Below are 23718 nucleotides of genomic sequence, written 5' to 3' on the forward strand. Positions count from 1 at the left end.
TCAGGCGAGAATTATTGGGTTGGCCGGACGGTCCCTACCGGAGCGGGAAACTACAGCAAGGCGCGGACGATCTCCTCCATATGCATGCCGCGGGAGCCTTTGACCAGAACTGCGTCACCAGGAGACAGAAAGGATTTCAATTCCGCTGCGGCCTGATGGTTATTGTCCAAAACGCGGCAATCGATCCCGGACCGGACGGAGCGGGCACCCTCGGCCACGGCTTTCGCCTCCGGACCGACAGTGAGTAAAATATCCACTCCGGTTTCCGCAGCGCGGACGCCGACTTCAAAATGCGCCTGCCGGGAATACTCCCCCAGTTCCAGCATATCCGCCAGCACGGCTACTCTGCGGCCGCCCCGGAACCCCGCAAGAACACTCAGGCTGCTTTTGGCCGCGCCGGGACTGGAGTTGTAGGAATCATCAATGACGGTGACCTCGTTGACATGGTAAATCTGCTGGCGCATGGCCAGGGGGCGGTAATCCCTGAGTGCGGCGGCGGCCCGGTCCAGGGGCACGCCCAGCCGCTCCGCCACCGCAAGAGCGGCCAGGGCATCCAGAACATGGTGCATTCCCAGTACCGGCAGGGTCACATCCACGCTCTCTCTTCCTGGAACAAGGCAGCGGAAAGCGGTGGTTTCCTCTTGAACCGTAACCCCCTCCGCGCGGAAATCACACCAGGGCAACCTGCCGTAAAAGACGGTCTCATACGCTGTCTTGCCGCGGAGCCCGCCCAGCATCGGATCGTCCCCGTTTAAAAACAGAACGGAACCCTGGGTGAACCGGTCGGTGATGTGCAGCTTCTCCCCCAGGATGTTCTCCTGGGTTTTGAGCTGGCCGATGTGAGTAATGCCGAGATTGGTCATGACGGCATAATTCGGCGCGGCGACCTGAGCCAGGCGCGCCATTTCGCCGAAATCGCTTATCCCCATCTCCACCACCGCCGCTTCGTGTTCCCTGGAAAACTGAAACATCATCAGTGGCAGCCCGATCTGGCTGTTATGGTTTCCTCCCGTCTTCATCACCTTGTATCCTGCGGAAAGTGCCAGCGCGGTCATTTCTTTCGTCGTTGTCTTCCCGGCGCTCCCCGTGATCCCAATGACAGGGATTGAAAATCTCTGCCGATAGGCGGCGGCAATATGCTGGAGCGCCAGCTGCGTCGAATCCACCGCGATCCAGGCTTCTTCCGCCTCCATCCGCGTATGCTCCTGGGTCAGTGCCGCGACTGCGCCCGAGGCGAATGCGGCGTGCAGAAAGGTGTGGGCATCCGCCTTTTCGCCTTTGAGGGGGACAAACAGGGAACCGTCGGTCACTTTCCGGCTGTCGGTCACCACCGAGGTCACCACCGTATCCAGGTCCCCGCAGAGTAATTTTCCGCCGCAGGCGGCGACGATTTCGCATACCGTCATTTCCATTGCAAAAGGCACCTCACAGTTCTCGTCGTTAAGATTGATATTTCCGGTTTTGCACTAGCGGAACAGCATGTTTTGCACTGTATGTATTCCGCCAGGTCTTATGCTCACTTCCGCCGGCATCCCCAAATGCCGCCGCACGCTGAGCTCCGGCTCAGCTAGGCGATGAGAAAATCAAAGTAAGTGTTGGGATAAGGTTCGTGTTTCAGGCTGTAATGCCACCACTCGCAAGCGTAGGAAACAAAACCGCTGGCCTCCATGATCGAACAAAGATATTGACGGTTTCTCGCTTCGGCTTGGCTGATTCCATGTGCGCCATGATGTGAGACTGAATCCATCAAATCAAAATCACCGCCCATGGGTACAAGTGTTCCGGAAGCTAAATGATAAAGGGTTAAATCAATGGCGCTGCCCCGGCTGTGGCCCGACTTGGCAGCCACATATCCTTTTTCGATGATCTCGGATCGGTCAATATTCGGATAGTGTTTCTGTTTCGTCCGGCCATCTTCCGGCTGTTTAGACCAGCGCAGAAAGCAATCTACGGCGCATTGAGGGCGGTAACCATCCCAAAGAAGCAAGCCAAAGCCCAAGGATGCGGCGTTTTCCCGTGCTTTTTCCAAGGCCGCGCACAACGCTCTCGTACCGACAATTCGATTGGCTGCATAGCCGTCCACCGGTTTGCCGGTAAAATTATCCCAGGTGGCGTATTTAGCATCCCAACGTATTCCTGATACAAACTCGTCCACAAAGACAAAATCACTTTTCATGGTCTTTCTCCTTTCAACGACACGATTCATCCTTGCATAGTTACATTTTTCTTTGCTTTTGTCCGAGACCCCCTTCCAGGAATATAAAAACCTGTCCGATTCGACATTTTTATCTTAGCGAAATCAGGCAGGCGATGTTGGAATTTTAACTTATGGATTTCTTAAGATTTCCTTATTTCCATATCCGGAGATTCAGATTAAGGAGAAAATCACCCTATCTTAAGGGTTTATTAAGATATTTCTTTTTTAAATACCCTATAATGAACCAAGTTAATTACAACGGAGGTGCATTAGTGAGCAATATGATTTTGATGTTTATTTTAAGGCTTATTATAGCGTCAATGACATGGTTCATCAGTACTTTGCCATTCTTGGTTCCCTATCATACCCTACTGACCTCTCAAAGCAAAAAGATGGGCTATACACTGTCAAAGGGGCATATGGCAATCGTTTGTATCTTTGTCTACTACCTTACCGGTGTGCTGAGTATTACTGGTATTCCTTCCCTAATGGATATTGTTCAAAACCGCTTTGGTATAGTAACATCAACGGGGTTGAATTTTCCACCGGATGAGATTAATTGGATGCCGTTTTTTTGGCTTACAGAGGGTGTTCGCCCCTATATAGAAAATATGTTGCTCTTCGTCCCTTTTGGATTTATACTGCCATTGATTTGGAAGAAGTATGAAGTGTTATGGAAAACAGCATTATCCGGTTTTGTATTCTCACTGATCATAGAATTGAGTCAATTGTTCAATAGCAGAATAACGGATCTTGATGATTTACTGATGAATACTCTCGGAGCGTTAATCGGATGGGGAATTTTCAGACTGCTGAAAAAACATCTGGCAAAATTACAGGACAAGGTTTCTGTCCAAAGTACCCAGATCAAAAAAATCCCCTTGCTCCTTCGCGAAGAGGCATGGTTTTATCTGGCCAGCGCCTTCGCCGGTATGTTCTTTGTGTATTATTCATTCTTCTGGTCTTTACTTAGACAAGTTATCTGAAGTAAGCAGATAATTTATCCCTTCTTGCTCTTGCGGAAAGGCGGCAGTCAAAGCTGTCCTTTGGCATGGAATGGATAGCAACTCTATGCCTAAGGTATCTACCACTGAAGCCAACAATGTGCTATACTCTTTTTAGATGAATACGAACCTTCGAGGTAGGGTGAAATTCCCGACCGGCGGTAATGATTGCCCGTGCAATTCAGCCCGCAACTCAGTGCAGCGCCAGTGCTGCACCGACTGACTTGGTGAGACTCCAAGGCCGACGGTATAGTCCGGATGGGAGAAGGTACAAACTAGCTTAGGACAAGTGGCCTTATGTTTGTTATGTTTGTATGTTTATGCCTCGAGGAACACGATTTCCTCGAGGCATTTTTGTTCTTTCCGATTCAGAGGGTTTTATTCTCACACATTCACTATTGGGGGATTTATCAATGCAGCAATCAAAGCAATCATCCAATCGGAGCATCTGGCTCATCGCCCTGGGGGCAGCCATGTGGGGCCTGGACGGGGTCTTCATCGTATCCTTATTGCAACATGTGTCATCTTCACAAATCGTCTGGTTGGAGCACCTGTTACTATTCTTATTTGCCGCACCTGTGCTCATCTGGAAGCGTCAGGAGCTGAAGCAACTCAATGGCGGAGACTGGCTGGCTGTCTTATTTATCGGCTGGGGCGGCTCAGCCTTGGCCTCCATTCTGTTCACCGCCGGATTTACTTATGGTAATCCCAATGTGGTCCTGCTCCTGCAGAAAGTTCAGCCCATCTTTGTTATTCTTCTCGCCTCCTGGATGCTTAAGGAACGGATGAGAAAAGATTTCTATGCCCTGTTTGTTGTGGCCCTGATCGGCGCCTACCTGCTTACTTTCGGCCTGCACCTGCCAACTTCCGAAGTCAGCTTAGCACAATTGCTCGGTTCCTTATGTGCCATCGGAGCAGCCGCTCTCTGGGGCGGATCCACCGTCATGGGCAAGCGTCTGATCGGAAAATTATCCTTCACCACCTTGACTGCCCTGAGATTTGCTGTCGCGCTGCCGCTCTTAACCGTCATTGTCCTGGTACAGCAACCCAACTGGGCCGATCTCGGTCAAAGTCTCCATCTGGCTCCGGTCTGGGCCAACCTGTTGTACCAGACCCTCGTGCCCAGCCTTTTAAGCCTCTTGCTCTATTACCGCGGCTTGAACGGCGTCCGGGCTTCCCATGCCACCATTGCCGAACTGGCTTTCCCGGCCACCGGCCTGCTCGTAAACTGGCTGATTCTCCACCAAACCATCGATTTGGGGCAATGGCTGGGCTTTGCCATCGTTTGGCTTGTCGTACTGCAACTGTCGCGGTTGCCTAATGATCCCAAGTCTGCGGTGAAAACTTCTGAAAGAGCCAACCTGGCAGGCCTATAGCACTTTATATCTTATGCCTTATGCCGAAGCCTGAGCTAAACAAATACCATTTCTTTAAGGATACAAAAACTGCCGCCTAAGCCTTGATGGGCTTTGGCGGCAGTTTTTAGTTTCTAAATTAAATTACGGTATCCACTCTTTCCCTCAACAATGACGTATCTAATTACTGCTGACGATAGAAAAGGTCATTGCTTGAAAAGCAGAGCGCAACCACGGCAACCACGTTGTACTACACAGCGCGGCCCACATCGTTTCCGGCCCGGATGGCCAAAGCGATGTTATAAGGCTCATTGCAGTCCCCGATAGCGTAAGTCTCCTTCACCGCAACACCGTCAAGCAAAGACTTGTTCGGCAGCAAGTCGGCGGCGTTGATGATCGAGTCGGCGGCGATCACGGTTTCCACTCCGTAGTCCGAGGCAATAGTAATCTTGCCGTCCCCGATTTCCTTGATCATGGATCCCGGATAGGCTTTGACACCCAGAGCATAGAGGGCTGTAGTCATAAAGCGCTGGGCGTGATGAGACTGTTGCTTGTCGAGATCCTCGTTGGGATTCGGTGTCACAATGGTGACCTTCTTCTTGCGCACCGTCAGCCACAAAGCGGCGTCAAAGGCCTGAGCATTGGAACCGAATACCACCACGTTTTCACCGGTGTTGTTGCCCATGAATCGGTCATAATCGATAGTCGGCACACTGCCGCCGCTTACGCCCACCTCGCCCGGCAAGGAGCCGACGGCAAGGATTACGGCATCGGGGGCTTCGCCGGCGATCAGGGCGGCGTCGACTTCCTTGCTCAAAACGACGGTTACGCCGTTAAGCTCCAACTGACTGGCCAGGTAAGCCTTAAGGTCCCCGAGGTTTTCGTGAGGTCCTTTGACCATACCGGCAAAAGTGAGCTTGCCGCCGAGGACACCGGTCTTTTCATAGAGAGTGACTTGGTGGCCGCGAGCGGCTGCGATGCGGGCGGCTTCCATACCAGCCGGGCCGCCGCCAATGACCATGACCTTCTTCGGCACTGCAGCCGGTTGGAGCTCATAGGTCTTCGGACCTTTGTCGGTCATTACCCGTTGCGTCAGGGCGTTAACGCGGCAATAACCCATCTGGCGGTTCATCTCGTTGGAGCCAATGTGGCAGTGCAGGCAGCGGGTGCAGGGGGCGATTTCATCGCTGCGTCCCTCCTTCAGTTTGTTGACGTATTCGGTGTCAACGGTAAGGGGGCGGTTCATAAGATAGAAGTCGACTTTGCCCTCGGCCAAGGCCTTCTCGAAGTAATCCGGGGCGTGGGCAGGATCCATGTAGGTAACGGTGCCGCAAGGAATCTTCAGCGCTTCTTTGTAACGCCCGACAATGTCGATCAGCATGCCGGCGCCGCTGTGGTTGGCAATCAGCTGGCCTTGCCAATGCCTGGAGAAATCCCACTGGGTGCCGTAACCGGTGGCGCCCTCAATTCCGTTCAAAATAAAGTAAAGGTCGCTGCCGAATTGACAAGGGTGATTGTCGAGAGGGCCTAAGCGCAGGTGCATGGCATCGCAGCCGGCGGCCTCGATCAACTTGGCCAGGCCGATGCCTTCTTCAATCGTCGTTACTTTATTGTGTGGCGCAGTCACCGCATTGTCTAACGTCGCCAGGGTGGCGTTGTTGGTAAGGTTGTCATTTTCCTCGATGCAGTCGATCAAGACTTGAACAACAAAGTCGTTGCCGCAGGCTTGTTTAATTTTTTGGATGCATTCGGTCACGAAGCGCGCCCGGTTTTCCAGGCTGCCTGGGCCGTATTCATCCGTGCGGGCATTGTGGAAACGGGAAAGGAAATGCTCGCCGAGGTTAAAGCCGGCGGCGTTGATCTCGAAAGCAGCAAAGCCCATTTGCTTGATCTGCCGAGCGGTGCTCACATAGCGGGCCTGGAATGCAATAATGTCTTCTTTCGTCATGTCGTTAACCGGCTTCAGCGGAAACCCGTACGTCTGATAACCGAGCTTAGCGCCGTATTTGCCGCACTCGGCGACGAGCTTTCTGCCGAATTCAATTGCTGCCGCAGACACCGGGCTGCCGTCGGAAGGCGGCTCTAAGGCGGCAACCATTTCCACCCAGATGAGCTCAACGCCGCCCTTGGCGAACTGCACGTAGTACTGGAGGAGCTCGTCGGTAAGCCCGGCCAGGTAAGTGGCCGAGCCGGCGGCGGACTTGACCATGCGGTGGTTGAGGTTAAGCGGGCCGATCTTCAGCGGCGAAAACAGGGTCTTGAAATCGGTGGTGTTTTGACGGTAGTCATAATCCTGCGGATTGAGATAGGCCGCCGCAATCAGTTCACTTGCAGCTGCAGCTCCGGCCACGCTTCCCGGGGCACCTTCCGCGGGGCTGCCGGAGCCGGAACCGCTGCCTGCCGGCGCGGCGGGCGAGCACCCGCTAAGGCCTGCTCCCGCGGCAACCACACCGGCCACTCCGACACCTTTCAGAAATTGACGTCTTGATAAACTCATAATTCTTTCTCCCTTCTAAGATGACGTCTGCCAACCTCGATGGTTATTTGCCCATAGCGTACTTAGCCGCGTTGGCACCGGCCAGCCGGCCGGAGGTTAACGCCCAGCTCTGGGCCTGACCGCCGTATGGGGTGTAAGGAACGTCGCTGGAGAACAGAACACCCATGGAGTCCTGACCCACGGCATAGAGATTCCTGATGGGGGAACCGTCGGCCTGCAGCACGTTCATAGCGTCGTCCACGTTCAAGCCGCCGCAGGTGGCGTAGGCGTAACCGGAGCAGATCACTGCGTAGTAAGGTCCCCCGGCGCCGTTCAAGCTGCCTTTCAGGGCGGCCCCATCGCAGCCGATGGCCTTGGCCAGGTCGTCGGCGCTTTCCGCGACGAGGACGTTCTTATAGTCGGCTCCCACCTTGAGGATTTCATCGATATTAGCGATGGGCTTGCCCGCCTCCACGGTTCCCCCCTGATCCATGAACATGGACTTATTGACCTTGGCCAGGCCCTTGGTCTTGATCTCCTCGATCTGAGCGGCGGTGTAGATATTATAGTACCGATACTGGGGTGCCAGGCAGATCTCCTCTCTCGTGTTCCACAGCTTCCCTGTCCCATCCACGGCCAGAGCGTCAGTGGCGATAGCCAGAGAAGTGAGAACCTGCTTCCCATCGGCATCCAGATCGTTGTTCTTAATGAGATTGGCCACCTGGTTGATGTGCACCATAGGGGGAATATCGGGATTCATAAGCGCACCGCCGGCAGAGAGGCCAAGTTTGATGCCGTCGCCGTCGTCCACCGTCATGGCGACAGTGTTGGCAGGGCCATCCAGGTATTCGTTCATCATGTCAGTATTGCCAATAAAGCCGCCGGTGGCCAAAATGACGGTCTTGCCATAGATCTCATAAATGGTGCCGTCGTGGTAGACGGCCTTCACCCCGGCCACCTTGTCGCCGTCCATCAGCAGTTCCTGAGCAGTGAGTTCCAGCATATATTCGGCGGCAGGATTCTTATCCTGGGCCTTTTTGACCGCGTTTTCGAACATATAGGTCTTGTTGGTACCGAAACGGTTCTTGGTTTCACCGCCATAGTAGCACCAAATTTTCCAGTCAGGATAGGGGCTGAGGATAAAGCTGCTCATGGGGGAGAACTGGAAGCCCCAGTCCATGATCATCCAATCCAGGGTCTCACCAGACTCGTCGATGGCCATACGGATCATCTCCGGCTTGGCGTCGGCGCCGCAATAGTCGTTCCAGGCCTTGTAAAGGGCGTCGGCGTCGATGTACTCTTTGCCGCCGAACTCCTCATCCATCTTAACCTTGGAGTTTGCGGCCATGGGACCGCTGGTGGTGGCGCTCTGTCCGCCCAGCTTAGCCGTGGTCTCAATGCCGAAAACCTTGGCCCCCGCTTGGGCAGCGGACAGGAAGGAGGTGATGCCGGAGCCACCCATGCCTACGACAATGACATCGTAGCCCTCCTTTTTCACAATCTTGGTGGACTTCGCTACTTCGCCGTACCACTCAGAGCTCCTACCGCCGGCGGCCTCAATGGCCTGCTCCACACAGCCGCGCACGCCGTTGGAGGAGAGGGTAGCTCCACTGATGCCATCCACCGCCAGAGATTGGGCCTCCAGAATCCGGGGAATATAATTGTCAAGAATGGTATAGAAAATCTCGCCGGTGTAGGTCTCTTGCTCCTCTACAACTTTGATGTCCGTAATGGCGTTATCCTTGAAAGTCACATCCGCCTTAATCATTCCCGTCCAACTGAAACCGGGGGCTTGACCGCTGTAAGTACCGTCGGCTACAGAGGTCTTCTGGTTGGGATCCTCCCCTTTGGCCTGGGCCACGCAGTTCGCCGCGGCGGCCAGAACGGCCTTGCTTGTGTAGCTCGCGCCGCTTATGCCGTCGATGTCAGCAGACTGCGCCTCCATGAGCATCCCGGGAAACTCTTCGATGGCTTTGCCGCCGACGGCGGGAGTCTCGTCAGCTCCCTCAATCTTAACGTCGGTGATGGCATTAGCATCAAACGTCATGGTGACGGAGACCTTGCCGCCGAATCCCGCTGCCTGGGCAGTATAGGTGCCAGGGGTATAAATTCCTGCTTTCGTTCCTGTTTTAACTCCGGAGCCGGAACAGCCGGTCAGTACCAGACTCAGTACCAACAAGCAGACCAAGAGTGTGCAGCAATACTTTTTCATTCCTTTCATTCTCCCTTTCCTTCCATTCTTCTCCTTCTTGATTTGATAATCGAGCTTATAAAAAGATACAGCTTATACCAGAAATCACTTTCATACATTCGCAATCATCCGGGAATTCCTTCCTCTCTCGATCCGATGTTCTCCTGGATTGTTAAATGCAAAGCTGTACCACTATATAAATCATAAACTTGGGGGTTACACAGGAGTCAACACTATTTGTGAAAGTATTTATATTTAATTGTACTCTTTTTAACAATATTGTATGATAAAGTTACACCCTTAGATTTCTTTAAAGCAAGGAGAGAATAGTCATGAAATATCGTATAGGCGAATTTTCTAAGCTGCTAGGGGTTACAGTGGATACGCTGAAACATTACGAATCATTGCAAATCATTGAACCGCTTAAGGATGAGAAAAACAATTATCGTTACTTTGACGATTATGATGCCAGAACCATTATTAAGAGCAGAACTCTGAGAAGCCTGAACTTACCTTTAGACGATGTGGCAAAACTCATGGAAAGTGATTCGACGGCAGATGTCATTGAGAAAATGGAAGAATCAAAACAGGCTTTAAAGGAACAAATTCATAAAAACACTCTGCTTCTGAATAAAATGACAGAGGTTCAGAACGAAATAATCGCCATTAATTCATCATTGCATAAATTTAAACTTAAGTCCCTGCCTGGGCTGTATCGCCTGCAGCATACGGATAAAGATAAATTGTTAAACCATAGCTGCATCGAAAATGCTGTAAGTAGTTGGATGAACGCCTTACCATATACATTTTCTAGTTTTAGGATTAAAACGGCAGAATTTTTATCCGGGCCGAATAGTTATGACTATAACTGGGGGCAGGCTATTTGGGAAAATGAATTAGAGTATGTTGATCTGGAAATCAATGAGGATATTGAATATATACCCCCGCAGACTTACTTATCTACGGTATTATCCAGCACGAATCGTGAATATTTCCTAAGTAATTCAAGAACCTTGATCATGAATCATATCGATGAACATCTCTATGCCATTATTAAGGGAGATATTGTCGGCAAGTTGATTTTTACATCGATAAAAAAAGGGCTACGCATCTCCTATATTGAAATATACATCCCTGTCCAGGGAGCTGGTTTACCCATGACCTAAAAACCTTGTCCTCCGTATCCAGGTTCCATCTCCGTTGTCCGCGCAATCAATGGTGGGCTTTAGCTATTATCTGCTGATAAATGAAAAGGAAAAAGACGTGAAAGTACCCTCTCACGTCCAAACATATCTTCAGCTGCACCCTGGTGACCCGCTTATTAGATACTGCTCCAATAGGCAGCAGCCTCCAAATAAAGCCGGAGTATTTTCCGTGCCGAACTATATTCCTGCTTTGGTCATAGCTTCCGTCAATGCAGCTTTAAATGCGTCGCTGGTAACGGTTGCGCCTGATACGCCATCGATTTTCGGCCCCTGAGCGGTAAGGGCCTGTTCTACAAGCTTATTCAGAGCCGCACCGCCGATGTTTTCTGTTTCGCTGTGCTCTAATACATCAATAGAGGTTATCTTTCCATCATTTACAGTCATTTTTACGGTTACGTCTCCGCCGATACCGTTTCCGGTTCCTATAAATTCATTAGCGGCCGTAGTATGATCAGCCTCTGCGGCAGTATTGAAATTGACAGGAGTACCGGTTATTGCGGATTCACGCAGGTTGTCTGTTTTGGCGGCGGCTGCATTGGCACCGGAGATACGGCCAAAGGAAATGCATTCAGCCAGATTGCCGGCGCCTTGATAAATGTCACCCCAGATTGAACCGCACTCACCGGCGCTGTAGAGGTGAGGAATAGGTTTACCGGCAACATTCATAATTTCTCCTTTTGCACTCCGCCGCGGGCCGCCTTGTGTATTGGTGTAAGTAGGATAAACTTCAAACCCGTAGTAAGGACCTTTCCCGCTGAAAGGAACAAGGTATTCGGCTTTCTTGTGAAATACAACATCCTGGCCTTTGGCACAAAATTCATTGTATTGTGTGACCGTAGAAGATAGACTGCCCTCGGGCAGCCCCAATTTGGCCGCAAGTTCATCAAGGGTGTCCGCCGTGATAATCGTACCGTCCTTCACCTTGTCTTGATTATCCCACACTTTATAGATGGTTTTATTGATGGCGGTGCTGTCAAAGACGCAATACGCCGGCAGAGACACAGGCATTCTGAGTTTCATGCCATGGAAATGAATAAAGCCGTGTCCGGGAATCGTGCCTTCATCCACAAAGCGGGTACCGTCCGCACCGACAATGATGCTTGCTGTCCCACAGGTAAACGCGGTTGAGAGGAGCGGATGATATCCCATCATAGCGTAGCCTAAAGCACGCTTGGTGGTCGGATCGATCGCATTGAGGTCGGGACCGGCAATGTTGCTCATGTGCCAAAGGTCTGCGCCGATATCCATAGCCATCTTGATTCCGTCGCCGGTATTGTAAAGACCACCCTTGGCGTATGCGTAGGGCAATTGATGGTAATCCTGGATCATCTGAATGTTATTCTCAAAACCGCCGGTGCAGAGAACGATACCGTTGAGAGCGCGGATATTGTATTCCTGACCGTTTACGGAAGTCCTGACGCCATGGACAATTCCGGTCTCAGGATCCTGTATAAAAGCCTGTGCAGGAACCTCAAACCATACGTCAATTGAATCACTCTTAAGCCCATAGTTACGGACAAAGTTAAATAATTTACCATCATGGATAGTAGCGTCAATAGACCAGCAGTCCATCAGGTCATACCCCGGAATATCAGTGAATTCACCGATAGCATCAGCAAAATGCAAAGCATTTGCGCCGTGTTTGATCATCCAGTCCTGGTTGGTAATGATCATATCCGTAAATGCTTCAAGGATATCGTCGCCCGGGGTATTGTACATCCCGCGGATAGTTTGAAAATACTTGATTGCACCGTCACGGTTTTCGGGTTTGACGTAGAGAACACCTTGGCCGGCATATTTGCTGTTGCCCCCGTCTTCACCCTTGGACGCTTTCTCCATGATTAAAACTTTTGCCCCTTGGTCAGCGGCTGCCATAGCAGCTGCACCCCCTGCTAAACCGAGCCCGAGCACGATGACATCATATTCGGCATTCCATGATATTGTTTTTTCGAAGGGAAGAGAAGCCGTGCCGGCAGCGCTCCCCGACACTGCTGAAGTACCGCACCCGACAAGGCCGACAGTAGCCATCCCTAATGCGCCGGTGGCGGCTCCCTTCAGAAAGTTTCTGCGTGACATGTGATTTTTCATCTTTTATCCTCCCTATAGTTTGCGTTCCGGCAACCATATATCGTTACCAATTTCACTATCAATATAACTTATTATCATTTGCCGAAGTAGCAGATTTGTGCTAATAGGGTTACAACCTAAAGGTTACTACTAAACTGAAGGTTGAGAAGCTATTTGTAAACCGTAGCTCTGGTAACCCGCTTGCCGATTGATTTACTCATTTTTCTGGCGTATTATAAAAAAGAGCATTACTGATATCTAATCTAAATAGGCCTTATAAATACAAAAGACCGGCTCATCACCAATCTTTGTAAACAGTTCATCTAAACTTGAAGGTTAATAATTGTCGGAGGATGCAAAAATGAACAATGAACATTTGCGTTCCTTTATTTCGATTGTTGACAAAGGGAGTATTAACAAAGCAGCTGAGGCTAAATACATATCTCCCCAGGCATTACTCAAGCAAATCAATGCACTTGAGCGTGATACCGGTCTGCAATTGCTGATTCGGACGCCAAAGGGAATCATTCCCACATCAGTGGGCAGAGAGTTTTACAAAGGCGCTCAACAGATGCTGGCCTTGTCTCAGCAAGTTTTATCGCACTGTAAAGAAATTGACGGGAACGATGTGGCTATTCGCATATTGCAGGTACCGTTTTCTTTGTCCATGCACAAAGTCTACAGTGTTTTTGCCGAACGCCATCCGAAAATCCAACAGCAATTTATCACCTCCAGCAATAAGACTAATATTGAAAATGTCCTCTCCGGCGTCGCTGATATTTCTGAATGGGCACATTTACCCCAGGCATCTTTACACGGCTTGGAATTTATTCCCCTGGTGCGCCAACATAGAGTTTGCCTGCTGGCCAAAACACACCCTTATGCTGCCAAAAACATGATCCGCCTGTCGGAATTAGCGGATCAACGAGTTGTTGTGAACAATCTTAGCTGGATGCCTGAATTAGCAGCGGCTATGGAACAGGAAGTTCCCGGTTTTAAATTCATTGAAATCTCATGTGAAATCGAGAGCGTATTTAACGTTTGCTTTGCAAATGGCATTTACCTTATACCCCATTGCTATACCTCCTATTTTGCCCCACTTGTATCGGTTCCTCTTGATGTGCCTTTCCAGTGGGATTTTGGGCTTATCTGGCGTAAAAGCCCCTCGGCTGCTGTTGAGAAATTTATTAAAGTCGCCAAAGAAGTTTGCCAGAATGAATGATACTATTCGTCATTCATATTTTCCTTTTGGCGCTTATTAAGCAGCTTATTAAGGCTGCCCCGCTACAGATAAATGGCAAAGTAAAGAACCCCCATTTTGTAATAATAAAACCGCCCATCATGGAGCCGAGGGTAATCCCAATATATAAGGCTGTGTTATTTAAGGCAAGGGCCATACCACGAGTTTCTGGAAATTCTTCCGCCAAACGGGCTTGGTATGAAGTAAAGGAAGCATATCCAATCAGTGCCCACAAAAACAACAAAAAATAAACCAAAGTTCCCGATGTAAAGAAAAAACCCAATAAAGCAAGTATGCCAATCAGCATGGCAGTACTGAATATGGAAACCTTTTTAGCACCAATTTTATCTGTAACTCTTCCACTGGACAGACTGCCAACCACAGCTCCTATGCCATAGGCAGTAATTGAAGCCGCAAGTTCACTTGGAGAAAAATGGTTCTCTAAAACTAATCCCGTGCCGAGAAATACATAAAGAGCATACATGGCAATTGCCCAAAAAGCAGTGACACTTACAGCAGAAATAATTTTTATGGCACTTCCTTTTGTCTGTGCTTCTAGTGGATGTGCTTTATTTATTGATGCCCAGGCTCTGACGTTTAAGATTGACAGTAAAGCAGCAATTATCGTTAAACTAATAAAAACAGAACGCCACCCCAGAAATTGTCCCAACAGAGTTCCGATCGGTGCTCCTGCCCATAAAGCCGTAAGATGTCCTGATACGACAATAGAAAGCCATACTCCCCTACGTTCAGGTAATGCTGTATCGCCAATAATTGCATAGACTAAAGGGGTTATTGACGCAACAGATAAACCAGCAAAAATACGGCTGGTTATTAGCATGGCCAACGATTGAGAAATGGCTGTCAAAAAATTGGCTATGCCAAAGGATAATAAACCGCAAACAATCAAAAGACGGCGGCCTTTGCGGTCTGAAAGCCATCCAAAAAGCGGGGCACTCATGGCATACATTAGTGAAAATACAGTAACCAGCCATCCTGCAACAGCAGGAGTTATTTCATATTCCTGAGCAATAGACGGTAACAAGGGAGATATTACAAACAAATCAGTACCAATGATAAATAAGGTAAGCCACCCTGTAAAAAGATAAATGGCTTCTTTTAAGCTAATTCGAATATTAATCACCCATAAACACTATATTGGCATATAGTTTATTTATGAATATATCTTAGGATAGCGTAAGCCAAATTCGACACTGGTGACGAATTTGCATGACCCGGCCCGTCAGGAAATGAAAAAATCTCCACTTCATCAAGTAGGTGGAGATTTTTTCATACACCTTAGCCGGGAGATTGGCTGCAGAAGATTTTGGCTTAGACACTTTCCTGGGGAATTGGCACGCTTTTGGGAAGCTTTTTCATCTCGAAAAGGATAACGGTGGAGGTAATCAGGACCGCTAAACTATCAGCGATGGGAGCTGTTCTCCATACCCCTTCGATTCCCCAAAAATTCGGCAGAATCAGCAGCAGCGGAATGAAGAGCAGCACCTGCCGGGATAAGTTGAGCAAGGTGGATTGAAGCGGCTTGCCCACAGCCTGAAAATAACTGGAGCAGAGAATTTGAATTCCGATCAGGGGCAAAAGCGCAAAGAAGACCAACATGGCATGAACGGTAAGCTGGGTAAGAGCCACATCATCTTTGCTGAAAAGACCGATAATTTGATAGGGCCAGATCCGGATTACCACATAGCCGACGACGGCCAGGATGGTGCTGAAAAGAACGGATTTCTTCAAGGTTTCTTTGATCCGGTCATACTGCTTGGCCCCGTAGTTAAAGCCGATAAGCGGCTGAGCACCCTGGCTGATGCCGACGATGGGCATAAAGATGATGGTAGAGATGCTCATGATGATTCCTACTGCCGAAAGGGCTAAATCACCGCCGTAGACCATCAGGGTCTTATTTAAAATCGTTTGCTGAATACTGTTGGCAATTTGCATAGCGAAAGGAGCAAAGCCGATCACCAGAATGCCGAAAACGATAGATGGCTGGGGTTTAAGGTTTCTAAGGTGAATTTTGATCGTGCTCCGGTTAGTAAAGTAATACCCCAGGACAAAAAGCGCTGAGACGGTTTGACTGCAGACGGAAGCCAAAGCTGAGCCCTTGATCCCCAAGCCCAATTTGAAAATGAACGTATAATTCAAAATGACATTCAAGACTGCACCGATGATCTGAGTGAGCATAGCATAGCGGGGATTTCCTTCCGCCCGAATAAAGTTATTCATGCCAAAGGCAATAGAACCGGAGACTGAACCCAGCATAATAATATGGGTAAAATCCCGGGCATAAGGCAGCACTTCCGCACTGGCGCCGAACAATTTCAAAATCGGGTCGGTAAATATGAGATAAACAATGGTGAGTAGCAAGGGCAGCAGAATAAGCAGCCCGGTAGCATTGCCGGCAATCTTTTCTGCTTCTTCTTTTTTCTGTTCGCCCAGTCGGATGGAGATCAGGGCCGTGGCGCCAATAGCGATCAGCATCGAAGTAGCCATATTGATAATCATAATCGGAAAGGCCACCGTGGTGGCGGCAATTCCGATATAGCCGACGCCCTGACCGACAAAGATCCGATCCACGATATTGTATAAGGCATTAACCAGCATGCCGATAATCGCCGGCAAAGAGAACTTCCAAAGAAGTTTGTCGATTTTTTCATCACGCATTTCCATATTTCTATTCATTATCTGTCCCCTCTAAACTCTTTTTATTATTCTAAACTATATTGGTACCTGACAAGTTCCTATAACCTATCGGCATATACTTGTCGCAACAAGGATTTGTCGAAAAAATATTAAATCAAAGCATTTTTAAGTTTGTTATTGGACCGATTTAAGATAAATGCCTTTGAATTATCAGGTCCGGAAGTTATTATTATTACACCACCCCGATATAATTGTCAAGACAATTATATCGGGTAACTTTTAATTTCTACCTTTTTCCGTCAGCAAAACCAGGTTGGTGTGGTAACCTTTATCTTCCCAAGCAGTTGTGTTTATGTCTTGTTTTTTACCTCACTGAAACATACTTGCTATCTTCTATATAAAATCTCCAGGGATAATCTTTAGCTTCCTCAGCGTAATCAATTCCCACCCGTTTAGCAGTTACTATGCTCAAGCTTTCCTGGTTTCCCTCTTCCACATATAATTTACTGCCGCACAAATCTTCTCCATTTAAGCTTTTATCAATTGATAAGGCCCTGCATAACTTCCCCGGTCCATTCGTCAGCCCAAGTATTTGGCTCTTGTTTAGCTGATGATATGACTTTTTAAACCGATTTTGGGCCATTAGCTCAAATCCTTCCCTTGGTTCAGCCGCCCTGATCAAAACAGCTTGCGGGTTTCCTTCTTCTCTGGTAACCACATTAAAGCAATAGTGCATACCGTAGACAATAAATACATAAGAAAACCCTGGCCCGCCATACATCACCTCTACTCTTGGCGTTCTTTTTCCGCTATAGGAATGTGCCGCTTTATCTTCAATACCTCTATAGGCTTCTGTCTCAACAATTCTTGCCGAAACTTTTTGCCCTCCTATTTCGTGTACGAGGACCTTCCCCAGCAGTTCTCTGGCGACGATCAATGAATCTCTATTATAGAATTCTCTGCCTAATCGTTTCATCATATCTTCCTCTCTGCTTTTTTACCCGATTTGCCCCGGGCAATCAATCTTATTAAGAAGATTTAGAGTTTCTGCCCATCAAGGATAAACAAAGATGCCTCCTGCCCCATTAATTTAGCTCCGGTATAAAAAGTCCTGGTTTGAATCTTCCTGTAGCCTATTTCAGCCATGAGCTCAGCCAGCTCTGCTTGCTCAAATCCGTTATGAACCTGATCGGAAACTACTTTTTCATTTTTATCAAAATCCACGATCAATAAGTGTCCGCCTTCTTTTAGTACCTCATACAATCTTGATAAAACCAATCCAACATCAGGGATATGAAGCAACACCTGAGCCATAAAAATATAGTCGGCGTGCAAGCCCGCAAAGCTGTCTTTTTCAAAGTCAAAGCATAATGTGGTTGCTTTCTGTAGATTAGAACTGGCTATTTTCTGCTTAATTTGTTCAATCATGCCTTGTGATGTATCCAGAAAAAGCATCGAATCAAACTCATTCAATAAGTTCATGCCCACAAGGCCGGTTCCACACCCAAAATCAATAGCATTTTTGCTTTTAGCCTCAACGAGATATTCACGAATAGCATCTGATGATACCTTGGCAATTTCGACTCTTTCAGGTGTGTCATATCTATCAGCTATCATTTCAAACTTATCCGTATTCCCCATGATCACCTCTCCAATCTACTTTGGCAAATTGTTGTTGCTATATTAAACAGCCTTTTGAAACATTCAGACCCTCAGGCAGCCACGAAATGCCCTGCTGCTATAGAAGGAGGGTGCACTGTTATGATAAACGAAGACATGGTCGTAGCGACGGTCAGCAAAGATAGCTCCGCCGAGCTTTCTAATGTCGGAAGGTGTCTTCAGCCAGCTGGACGTCTTCAGATCGAAATTGCCGTGTCTCTGCAACTCTTTGTATTGTTCTTCCGTTAGCAGCTCAATGCCCATGGCCGCTGCCATATCAACGGCATTGCCCTCCGGAAATATTCCTTTCTTGTTTCTCTCTTCCTGGCCTTTACCGTCATAACAAATATTCCTGCGTCCGCTTGGCGTTTCCGGTGAACAATCGTAAAAAATGTATTCACCCGTCACTCCATCCTGAGCAACGACATCGGGTTCACCCCCGGTTCTTTCCATTTCACTGAGTGACCAAAGTTTTTCCCCACTCTCTTCCAACCTTGCCTGCACTACAGCCCATTCAAGGCCGTTATGCCGGTTCATATTTTCCTCAAAGCGTTTCTTTAGTAGTCCGATTAATTCGCTGTTTGTCACTGCTATCCCTCCATCTTCATCTCATTATCTAATTCCGTACTATGGTTTGTATTTTTTTCGATTGCTGATTTTTCATGCCCATGATAGTGGTGTGGGTGTGATAAACTGGACACTAAGTAGCTCCCACATACCCTGAAGAGGTAAAAATATGTACGGTAAGATAGATTATTTTATCAATTTTTGATAAGCTTCTTAGGTAACGCTTATCGACTATTATTTTGTTCCTTGGAGGTTTTAGCTTTGAGATTAATTACAGTACTATTCATAGCCCTGGCTATGCTACTAAACTTCGCAGTACCTGTCTTCGGCTCTCCAGATAAAGTTCCGGTTCCGGAAATAAGCAGCGAAGGTGCCATTTTAATTGATATTACCACAGGCCAGACCCTATTTGCCAAAAATCCCGATCATCCTTATGAACCGGCCAGCACTACCAAAATTATGAGCGCTCTCATTGCTCTGGAAAAAGGAAATCTAAATGATCTGGTGACCGCCGGTCCCTCCGTGCTGGATCAGGAATTGACCCAGGGAACACGTATCTATCTGGAACCAGGTGAGCAAGTGACCCTGGAAAATCTTCTCTATGCTTTGTTGCTTAACTCTGCTAACGACGCAGCGGTGGCAATTGCGGAGCATATTGGCGGCGATATCCAAGGCTTCACAGATTTGATGAACGCTAAGGCCAAAGAAATCGGAGCATTAAACACCTCTTTTAAGAATCCCAGCGGTTTAAGCGCGGACGGTCATCTAACTACAGCCCGGGATCTGGCAATGATTGCCCGTTTTGCTTATCAAAATCCTGTTTTCAGAGATTACGTCAAGACGAAGACAAAGATTATCCCTAGAAACAGAGAAAATATTCCCACGGAAATGTATAACATCAATGAGTTTATATGGACCGAGCCTACCGTAACCGGTATGAAAACCGGTTATACCTCTTCAGCCGGCAATACCTACGTCGCCACTGCTGAGAGAGATGGACGTGCCTTACTTGGCGTTGTTTTAAAGTCGCCAAGCAAGACAAGTATCTATACGGATATGAGAAAACTTTTTGAATATGGTTTTACCAACTTTGAAAATGTAGTCTATAAGCCCAAAGGCACAGCGCTTTCCAGTCTAATGGTAGGTGATACCCCCGTTAATCTCATTCTTACCGACGAGATAATCCATACCAGGGAGATTGGCAGTACCGCCCCCCCGGATATATCCCTTCATGTACTGCCGATTGCTTCCGAGCTCAAAGAAATAATGAAAGATCAGGTTCTAACCAGCGTCCAAACCGTAGAGGAGGATAGGGTTCTTAATTCCTTTGCCTTAATGGCCGACAGCAGCGTTATACCCCCGCAGCCGTCCAGTGAAAGTAAAAAGTCCTTAAACTGGGTGGCGCCAATTAGCTTAATCTTATTATTATTTCTCTATATGGTATATAGGAGAGTATCCTATCTAAGAAGACATCGAAGCATCGAGCGGAAAATGACAGCCGGAAGATACCGGGACAGGGATCTCTTTTAAGGATAGTGTTTAAAGGCAGCGGATTCGCTGCCTTTTTCAGCACTGTTCACATGAATTCACCCTTTTGGGGGACACTATGGCTATATGGCAATTTCTACAGGGAGGTACACTATGGAGAATCAGCAAACAAACCAGAAATCCTTAGATCTTGATGCCGCTCGGGTCAGTCATAACAAGGGGTATCTCACTACCAACCAGGGGGTCGGGGTTAGCAATACGGATGACTCTCTCAAAGCAGGCAAACGGGGCCCTACCCTCATGGAGGATTTTATCTTTCGGGAAAAGGTTACCCATTTTGACCATGAACGGATTCCCGAGCGGGTTGTTCACGCCCGGGGCTCAGGTGCCCATGGTTACTTCCAGGTTTACGAGAACCTGTCTCATCTGACCAAGGCTCATTTTCTCAGCGATCCCAATCTGATTACACCGGTCTTCGTCCGTTTTTCCACCGTTGCAGGATTTCGCGGCTCCTCGGATACCGTGCGGGATGTCCGTGGTTTTGCGGTTAAATTCTACACACAGGAAGGCAATTATGATATCGTGGGCAACAACATGCCGGTATTCTTTATCCAGGATGCTATTAAGTTCCCCGATCTCATCCATTCCCTAAAACCTGAGCCCAACAATGAGATGCCCCAGGCGGCCTCAGCCCACGACACCTTCTGGGACTTTGTGGTGAATACTCCGGAGACCATGCACAATGTCATGTGGCTGATGTCTCCCCGCGCTGTTCCCAAAAGTTTTCGCATGATGGAAGGCTTTGGCATCAACACCTTCCGTCTGGTCAACGCCAAAGGTGAATTTAAATTTGTAAAATTTCACTGGAAGCCTGTTCTGGGTGTCCATTCCCTGGTCTGGGATGAAGCCCAGAAGGTGGCCGGCAAGGATCCTGATTTCAACCGCAGGGACCTTTGGGAGACTATTGCACAGGGCCAGACCGTCGAATTTGAACTCGGCATTCAGGTGCTGAAACCGGATGATGAGTTCAGGTTTGATTTCGATATTCTGGATCCCACCAAGCTTTGGCCTGAGGAATTAATCCCCGTTCAGAAAATCGGCAAGATGACACTGAACCAGAACCCGGACAATTTTTTCGCCGAAACGGAACAGGTGGCTTTTTGTCCGGCCAATGTGGTACCCGGCATTGATTTCAGCAATGATCCTTTGCTCCAGGGTCGGTTGTTCTCCTATCTGGACACTCAGCTCTCCCGTCTGGGAGGTCCCAACTTCCACCAGCTTCCCATTAACCGCCCGCTGCCCAAGGTAAACAACAACCAACGGGACGGCATGCACCGCATGACCATTGACGAGGGGCAGACCAGCTACTACCCCAACTCCCTGAATAAGGGTGAGCCTCACGCCGCCCGCGCTGGGGAAAGTCACTTCGAACACTATCAGGAAAAAGTCGATGGCCATGTTATCCGGGAGCGCAGCGAGAGCTTCCGGGATCACTACACCCAACCGGCTATGTTTTGGAACAGTATGTCCGACTGGGAAAGACAACACATCATCGATGCTTTCCGGTTCGAGCTGGGCAAATGCAAGCATAAGCATACCCACCAAAAGCTTGTGGATATGCTGGGCAACGTGGATCCGCAGCTGGCCCAAAAGGTGGCGGAGGGCTTAGGGGCCACACCTCCAGCCAACGGGGCCAATCCCACCACGGCTTCTTCCCCCGCTCTCAGTATGGCTAATACCGCCAAGAGCCCGAAAACCAGAAAAGTGGCTGTCCTCCTTGAAAGCGGTTTCGATAAAGCTCAGTTTGATGCTCTTACCGCTACCCTTATTGCCGACGGTGCTTGTTTTGATGTGGTGTCCTGTAAGCTGGGACCGGTTACTGCCGGTGATAACTGCAAGGTAGAAGGCAACCAGACTTACGCTACCACAGCTTCTGTCTTTTACGATGCCGTTTATATCCCCGGCGGTTCCCACACTGAGGCCCTCAAAGGCTCGGCGGATGTGCAGGGTTTCCTCTTGGACACCTTTAACCATTATAAGACCATTGGTCTGAGCGGTGAGGCGTCGGCTCTGCTGGACCTGTTGCCTTCCGGACAAAAGCCGGCGCCAGGTGTCGTCTGCGAACCGGCCGCGGCCGGGAACATGGAAGTCTACGCCAATAACTTCCTGGCAGCACTCACAACGGGACGTCATTTCGAGCGGAATGTCCACTAAAATAATCCAAAAGGGACCCCAGTGCTCTATCAGATAAGACAATCTGAAGACGCTGCGGTCCCTTTTTTTTGCTCCGCTCCCCGCGGCATGTCAATCCATCCGCCATGTTGAGGCACTGTTATAATCTCCTCTTCGCCTGAATAAAGTGTATCATAATCAACATGGGAAAGGGAACATGGCGATGAATGATAACAACACCAACACATGTCGGTACAGGGTGGATGTGCCGTATCCGCCGGTGCGGGTGGCCGGCCTAAATCCCGTTTATGCCTGTGAAATGCTTGGTAACATGGGGGACGCCGTTTCCGAAATGAGCGATGTTACTCGGTATTTCTATATCTCCGTTGTGACGAAACCCCAGTATAGTTGGATCTCAGGCTGCTTTCGCGATATCAGCATCGTTGAAATGCACCATCTCAATATATTCGCCGAGCTCGCCCTGCTGCTGGGAGCGGACCCACGGCTTTGGAGCTGCCGGGATTGTATGCAATGGTGGTCCCCTTCCTATATCGGTTATCCTCACGGGGTGCGTGCTCTGATCGCTGAATCAATCCAAGCAGAGGAAGCAGCCATCCGCAAATATTCCCATCAGGCGGATACCATCTGCGATATGAATATTGTGGCCATCTTACGCCGCATCATCCAGGACGAGGTGCACCATCTCCAGATTTTCAGAGAGATGTACCAGCAGGTTTAACAAACACTATCCTCTATATCTTCGTATTCTATGGCAAACAGCCTTTCATCACTCAAATCCTCCATTTGGGCTAATCTATTATAGCCCACATTTTATCTGCTGCCTGAAAACCGTTTCGTTTTGATCATTTATTCATATTAAAAAGAATCTGTTATATAGTGCTAAGGAAGATGAGTCTTTCAGTATTATGAATTCGGATCGGAGGTCCAGCCTTTCATACTATCTTTAATATCAAAAACCAAACCTTTGTTCCTTATAAAGACTACGTTTTCATCAGGATATGTCGCAATATCATCCTTTTCACGAGTACCTGCATCAAGTATCTGCAGAATCTCCGAACCATTGTTAATGAATTGATGGGCGATCTCCTGACCGGCAGGTTTGGAAATGACATCACCCGTTTTAATGGACACCTCTTCCCCATTCATCCTCAATAGACCACTCCCCTGCATGATGAGAAAAAACTCCTCTTGCTTTGAATGGGAATGATATTTTACGCTCTTGCCGCCTGGTTTTACATAGTCGATGTTGACATAGATTTTTTCACATCCCAAAGCGTTACCGATTAATAAGGTTTGCATTTTTGATTGAAAATCCGGATCATCGATATGCTCCCTGGGCATGTTATCAATGTTTAATATTTTCTTCATGCAGAGTCCTCCATTTTTTTACCCGTATTGTATCGTATTTGCTTCATACC

Annotated in this window: 18 protein-coding genes and 1 riboswitch; of the genes, 7 read left to right on the forward strand and 11 right to left on the reverse strand. The window is 48.5% G+C overall.

The window, feature by feature from the left end; all coding sequences use genetic code 11:
* Positions 1-50: 50 nt before the first annotated feature.
* Complete coding sequence (locus BUA14_RS05475) at positions 51-1412, reverse strand: UDP-N-acetylmuramoyl-tripeptide--D-alanyl-D-alanine ligase (RefSeq protein ID WP_072771642.1); 1362 nt, start codon at positions 1410-1412, stop codon at positions 51-53.
* Between the two features lie 155 nt (positions 1413-1567).
* Positions 1568-2176 carry a D-Ala-D-Ala dipeptidase VanX gene (gene vanX, locus BUA14_RS05480; RefSeq protein ID WP_072771643.1) on the reverse strand — a complete coding sequence of 203 codons (609 nt, stop codon included), beginning with the start codon at positions 2174-2176 and terminating at the stop codon, positions 1568-1570.
* Between the two features lie 302 nt (positions 2177-2478).
* On the opposite strand from vanX, the gene BUA14_RS05485 reads away from it, so the two are divergent.
* Together BUA14_RS05485 and BUA14_RS05490 are read left to right on the forward strand one after the other, a co-directional pair.
* On the forward strand, positions 2479-3183 hold the full coding sequence (locus BUA14_RS05485) for a VanZ family protein (RefSeq protein WP_242954573.1): 705 nt from the start codon (positions 2479-2481) through the stop codon (positions 3181-3183).
* A gap of 142 nt (positions 3184-3325) precedes the next feature.
* Positions 3326-3475: riboswitch (FMN riboswitch) on the forward strand.
* 139 nt (positions 3476-3614) lie between these two features.
* The gene (locus BUA14_RS05490) at positions 3615-4577 is read left to right on the forward strand and encodes a DMT family transporter (RefSeq protein ID WP_072771644.1); all 963 of its coding nucleotides are present in this window, start codon (positions 3615-3617) and stop codon (positions 4575-4577) included.
* A 229-nt stretch (positions 4578-4806) separates the two neighbouring features.
* Here BUA14_RS05490 and BUA14_RS05495 read toward each other — a convergent pair whose 3' ends face one another.
* Positions 4807-7053: an oxidoreductase gene (locus tag BUA14_RS05495; RefSeq protein WP_072771645.1), complete on the reverse strand. Its 2247-nt coding sequence runs from the start codon at positions 7051-7053 to the stop codon at positions 4807-4809.
* Between the two features lie 43 nt (positions 7054-7096).
* Positions 7097-9253 carry an FAD-binding protein gene (locus BUA14_RS05500; protein WP_072771646.1) on the reverse strand — a complete coding sequence of 719 codons (2157 nt, stop codon included), beginning with the start codon at positions 9251-9253 and terminating at the stop codon, positions 7097-7099.
* A gap of 302 nt (positions 9254-9555) precedes the next feature.
* On the opposite strand from BUA14_RS05500, the gene BUA14_RS05505 reads away from it, so the two are divergent.
* Entirely contained in the window at positions 9556-10389 is an 834-nt protein-coding gene (locus BUA14_RS05505; RefSeq protein WP_072771647.1) for a MerR family transcriptional regulator, read from the forward strand.
* 216 nt (positions 10390-10605) lie between these two features.
* On the opposite strand, the gene BUA14_RS05510 is transcribed toward BUA14_RS05505, so the two are convergent.
* A complete protein-coding gene (locus BUA14_RS05510; RefSeq protein WP_072771648.1) occupies positions 10606-12516 on the reverse strand; it encodes an FAD-binding protein in 1911 nt (636 codons plus the stop codon).
* A 340-nt stretch (positions 12517-12856) separates the two neighbouring features.
* Here BUA14_RS05510 and BUA14_RS05515 point away from each other — a divergent pair, with 340 nt between their 5' ends.
* Complete coding sequence (locus tag BUA14_RS05515; RefSeq protein ID WP_072771649.1) at positions 12857-13717, forward strand: LysR family transcriptional regulator; 861 nt, start codon at positions 12857-12859, stop codon at positions 13715-13717.
* A gap of 13 nt (positions 13718-13730) precedes the next feature.
* Here the strand turns inward: BUA14_RS05515 and BUA14_RS05520 are convergent, their stop codons facing one another.
* The 5 genes from BUA14_RS05520 to BUA14_RS05540 form a co-directional block, all read right to left on the reverse strand.
* Complete coding sequence (locus BUA14_RS05520; protein WP_178371632.1) at positions 13731-14879, reverse strand: MFS transporter; 1149 nt, start codon at positions 14877-14879, stop codon at positions 13731-13733.
* A 188-nt stretch (positions 14880-15067) separates the two neighbouring features.
* The gene (locus BUA14_RS05525; protein WP_072771650.1) at positions 15068-16432 is read right to left on the reverse strand and encodes an MATE family efflux transporter; all 1365 of its coding nucleotides are present in this window, start codon (positions 16430-16432) and stop codon (positions 15068-15070) included.
* A gap of 325 nt (positions 16433-16757) precedes the next feature.
* Positions 16758-17369: a DNA-3-methyladenine glycosylase gene (locus tag BUA14_RS05530; RefSeq protein WP_072771651.1), complete on the reverse strand. Its 612-nt coding sequence runs from the start codon at positions 17367-17369 to the stop codon at positions 16758-16760.
* Positions 17370-17431: 62 nt separating this feature from the next.
* The gene (locus tag BUA14_RS05535; protein WP_072771652.1) at positions 17432-18034 is read right to left on the reverse strand and encodes a class I SAM-dependent methyltransferase; all 603 of its coding nucleotides are present in this window, start codon (positions 18032-18034) and stop codon (positions 17432-17434) included.
* A gap of 63 nt (positions 18035-18097) precedes the next feature.
* Entirely contained in the window at positions 18098-18640 is a 543-nt protein-coding gene (locus BUA14_RS05540; RefSeq protein ID WP_072771653.1) for a DUF4256 domain-containing protein, read from the reverse strand.
* 240 nt (positions 18641-18880) lie between these two features.
* Between BUA14_RS05540 and BUA14_RS05545 the strand changes: the two genes are divergently transcribed.
* The 3 genes from BUA14_RS05545 to BUA14_RS05555 all read left to right on the forward strand — a co-directional run bounded on the left by BUA14_RS05545 (position 18881) and on the right by BUA14_RS05555 (position 23018).
* Entirely contained in the window at positions 18881-20149 is a 1269-nt protein-coding gene (locus BUA14_RS05545; RefSeq protein WP_072771654.1) for a D-alanyl-D-alanine carboxypeptidase family protein, read from the forward strand.
* A 111-nt stretch (positions 20150-20260) separates the two neighbouring features.
* Positions 20261-22321: a catalase gene (locus tag BUA14_RS05550; protein WP_427846679.1), complete on the forward strand. Its 2061-nt coding sequence runs from the start codon at positions 20261-20263 to the stop codon at positions 22319-22321.
* Between the two features lie 175 nt (positions 22322-22496).
* Positions 22497-23018, forward strand: coding sequence for a ferritin-like domain-containing protein (locus BUA14_RS05555; protein ID WP_072771656.1), 522 nt, complete (start codon positions 22497-22499; stop codon positions 23016-23018).
* 185 nt (positions 23019-23203) lie between these two features.
* Here the strand turns inward: BUA14_RS05555 and BUA14_RS05560 are convergent, their stop codons facing one another.
* Positions 23204-23668 carry a cupin domain-containing protein gene (locus BUA14_RS05560; protein WP_072771657.1) on the reverse strand — a complete coding sequence of 155 codons (465 nt, stop codon included), beginning with the start codon at positions 23666-23668 and terminating at the stop codon, positions 23204-23206.
* Positions 23669-23718 lie beyond the last annotated feature (50 nt).

The sequence above is a fragment of the Desulfitobacterium chlororespirans DSM 11544 genome, assembly GCF_900143285.1.
Taxonomy (GTDB): Bacteria; Bacillota; Desulfitobacteriia; order Desulfitobacteriales; family Desulfitobacteriaceae; genus Desulfitobacterium; species Desulfitobacterium chlororespirans.

Bases quoted from the DNA above. Each gene is read 5' to 3' on its own strand.
- BUA14_RS05475 (WP_072771642.1), bottom strand. From the start codon at position 1,412: ATGGAAATGACGGTATGCGAAATCGTCGCCGCCTGCGGCGGAAAATTA.
- vanX (WP_072771643.1), bottom strand. From the start codon at position 2,176: ATGAAAAGTGATTTTGTCTTTGTGGACGAGTTTGTATCAGGAATACGT.
- BUA14_RS05485 (WP_242954573.1), top strand. From the start codon at position 2,479: ATGATTTTGATGTTTATTTTAAGGCTTATTATAGCGTCAATGACATGG.
- BUA14_RS05490 (WP_072771644.1), top strand. From the start codon at position 3,615: ATGCAGCAATCAAAGCAATCATCCAATCGGAGCATCTGGCTCATCGCC.
- BUA14_RS05495 (WP_072771645.1), bottom strand. From the start codon at position 7,053: ATGAGTTTATCAAGACGTCAATTTCTGAAAGGTGTCGGAGTGGCCGGT.
- BUA14_RS05500 (WP_072771646.1), bottom strand. From the start codon at position 9,253: ATGAAAGGAATGAAAAAGTATTGCTGCACACTCTTGGTCTGCTTGTTG.
- BUA14_RS05505 (WP_072771647.1), top strand. From the start codon at position 9,556: ATGAAATATCGTATAGGCGAATTTTCTAAGCTGCTAGGGGTTACAGTG.
- BUA14_RS05510 (WP_072771648.1), bottom strand. From the start codon at position 12,516: ATGAAAAATCACATGTCACGCAGAAACTTTCTGAAGGGAGCCGCCACC.
- BUA14_RS05515 (WP_072771649.1), top strand. From the start codon at position 12,857: ATGAACAATGAACATTTGCGTTCCTTTATTTCGATTGTTGACAAAGGG.
- BUA14_RS05525 (WP_072771650.1), bottom strand. From the start codon at position 16,432: ATGAATAGAAATATGGAAATGCGTGATGAAAAAATCGACAAACTTCTT.
- BUA14_RS05530 (WP_072771651.1), bottom strand. From the start codon at position 17,369: ATGAAACGATTAGGCAGAGAATTCTATAATAGAGATTCATTGATCGTC.
- BUA14_RS05535 (WP_072771652.1), bottom strand. From the start codon at position 18,034: ATGGGGAATACGGATAAGTTTGAAATGATAGCTGATAGATATGACACA.
- BUA14_RS05550 (WP_427846679.1), top strand. From the start codon at position 20,261: ATGGAGAATCAGCAAACAAACCAGAAATCCTTAGATCTTGATGCCGCT.
- BUA14_RS05555 (WP_072771656.1), top strand. From the start codon at position 22,497: ATGGCGATGAATGATAACAACACCAACACATGTCGGTACAGGGTGGAT.
- BUA14_RS05560 (WP_072771657.1), bottom strand. From the start codon at position 23,668: ATGAAGAAAATATTAAACATTGATAACATGCCCAGGGAGCATATCGAT.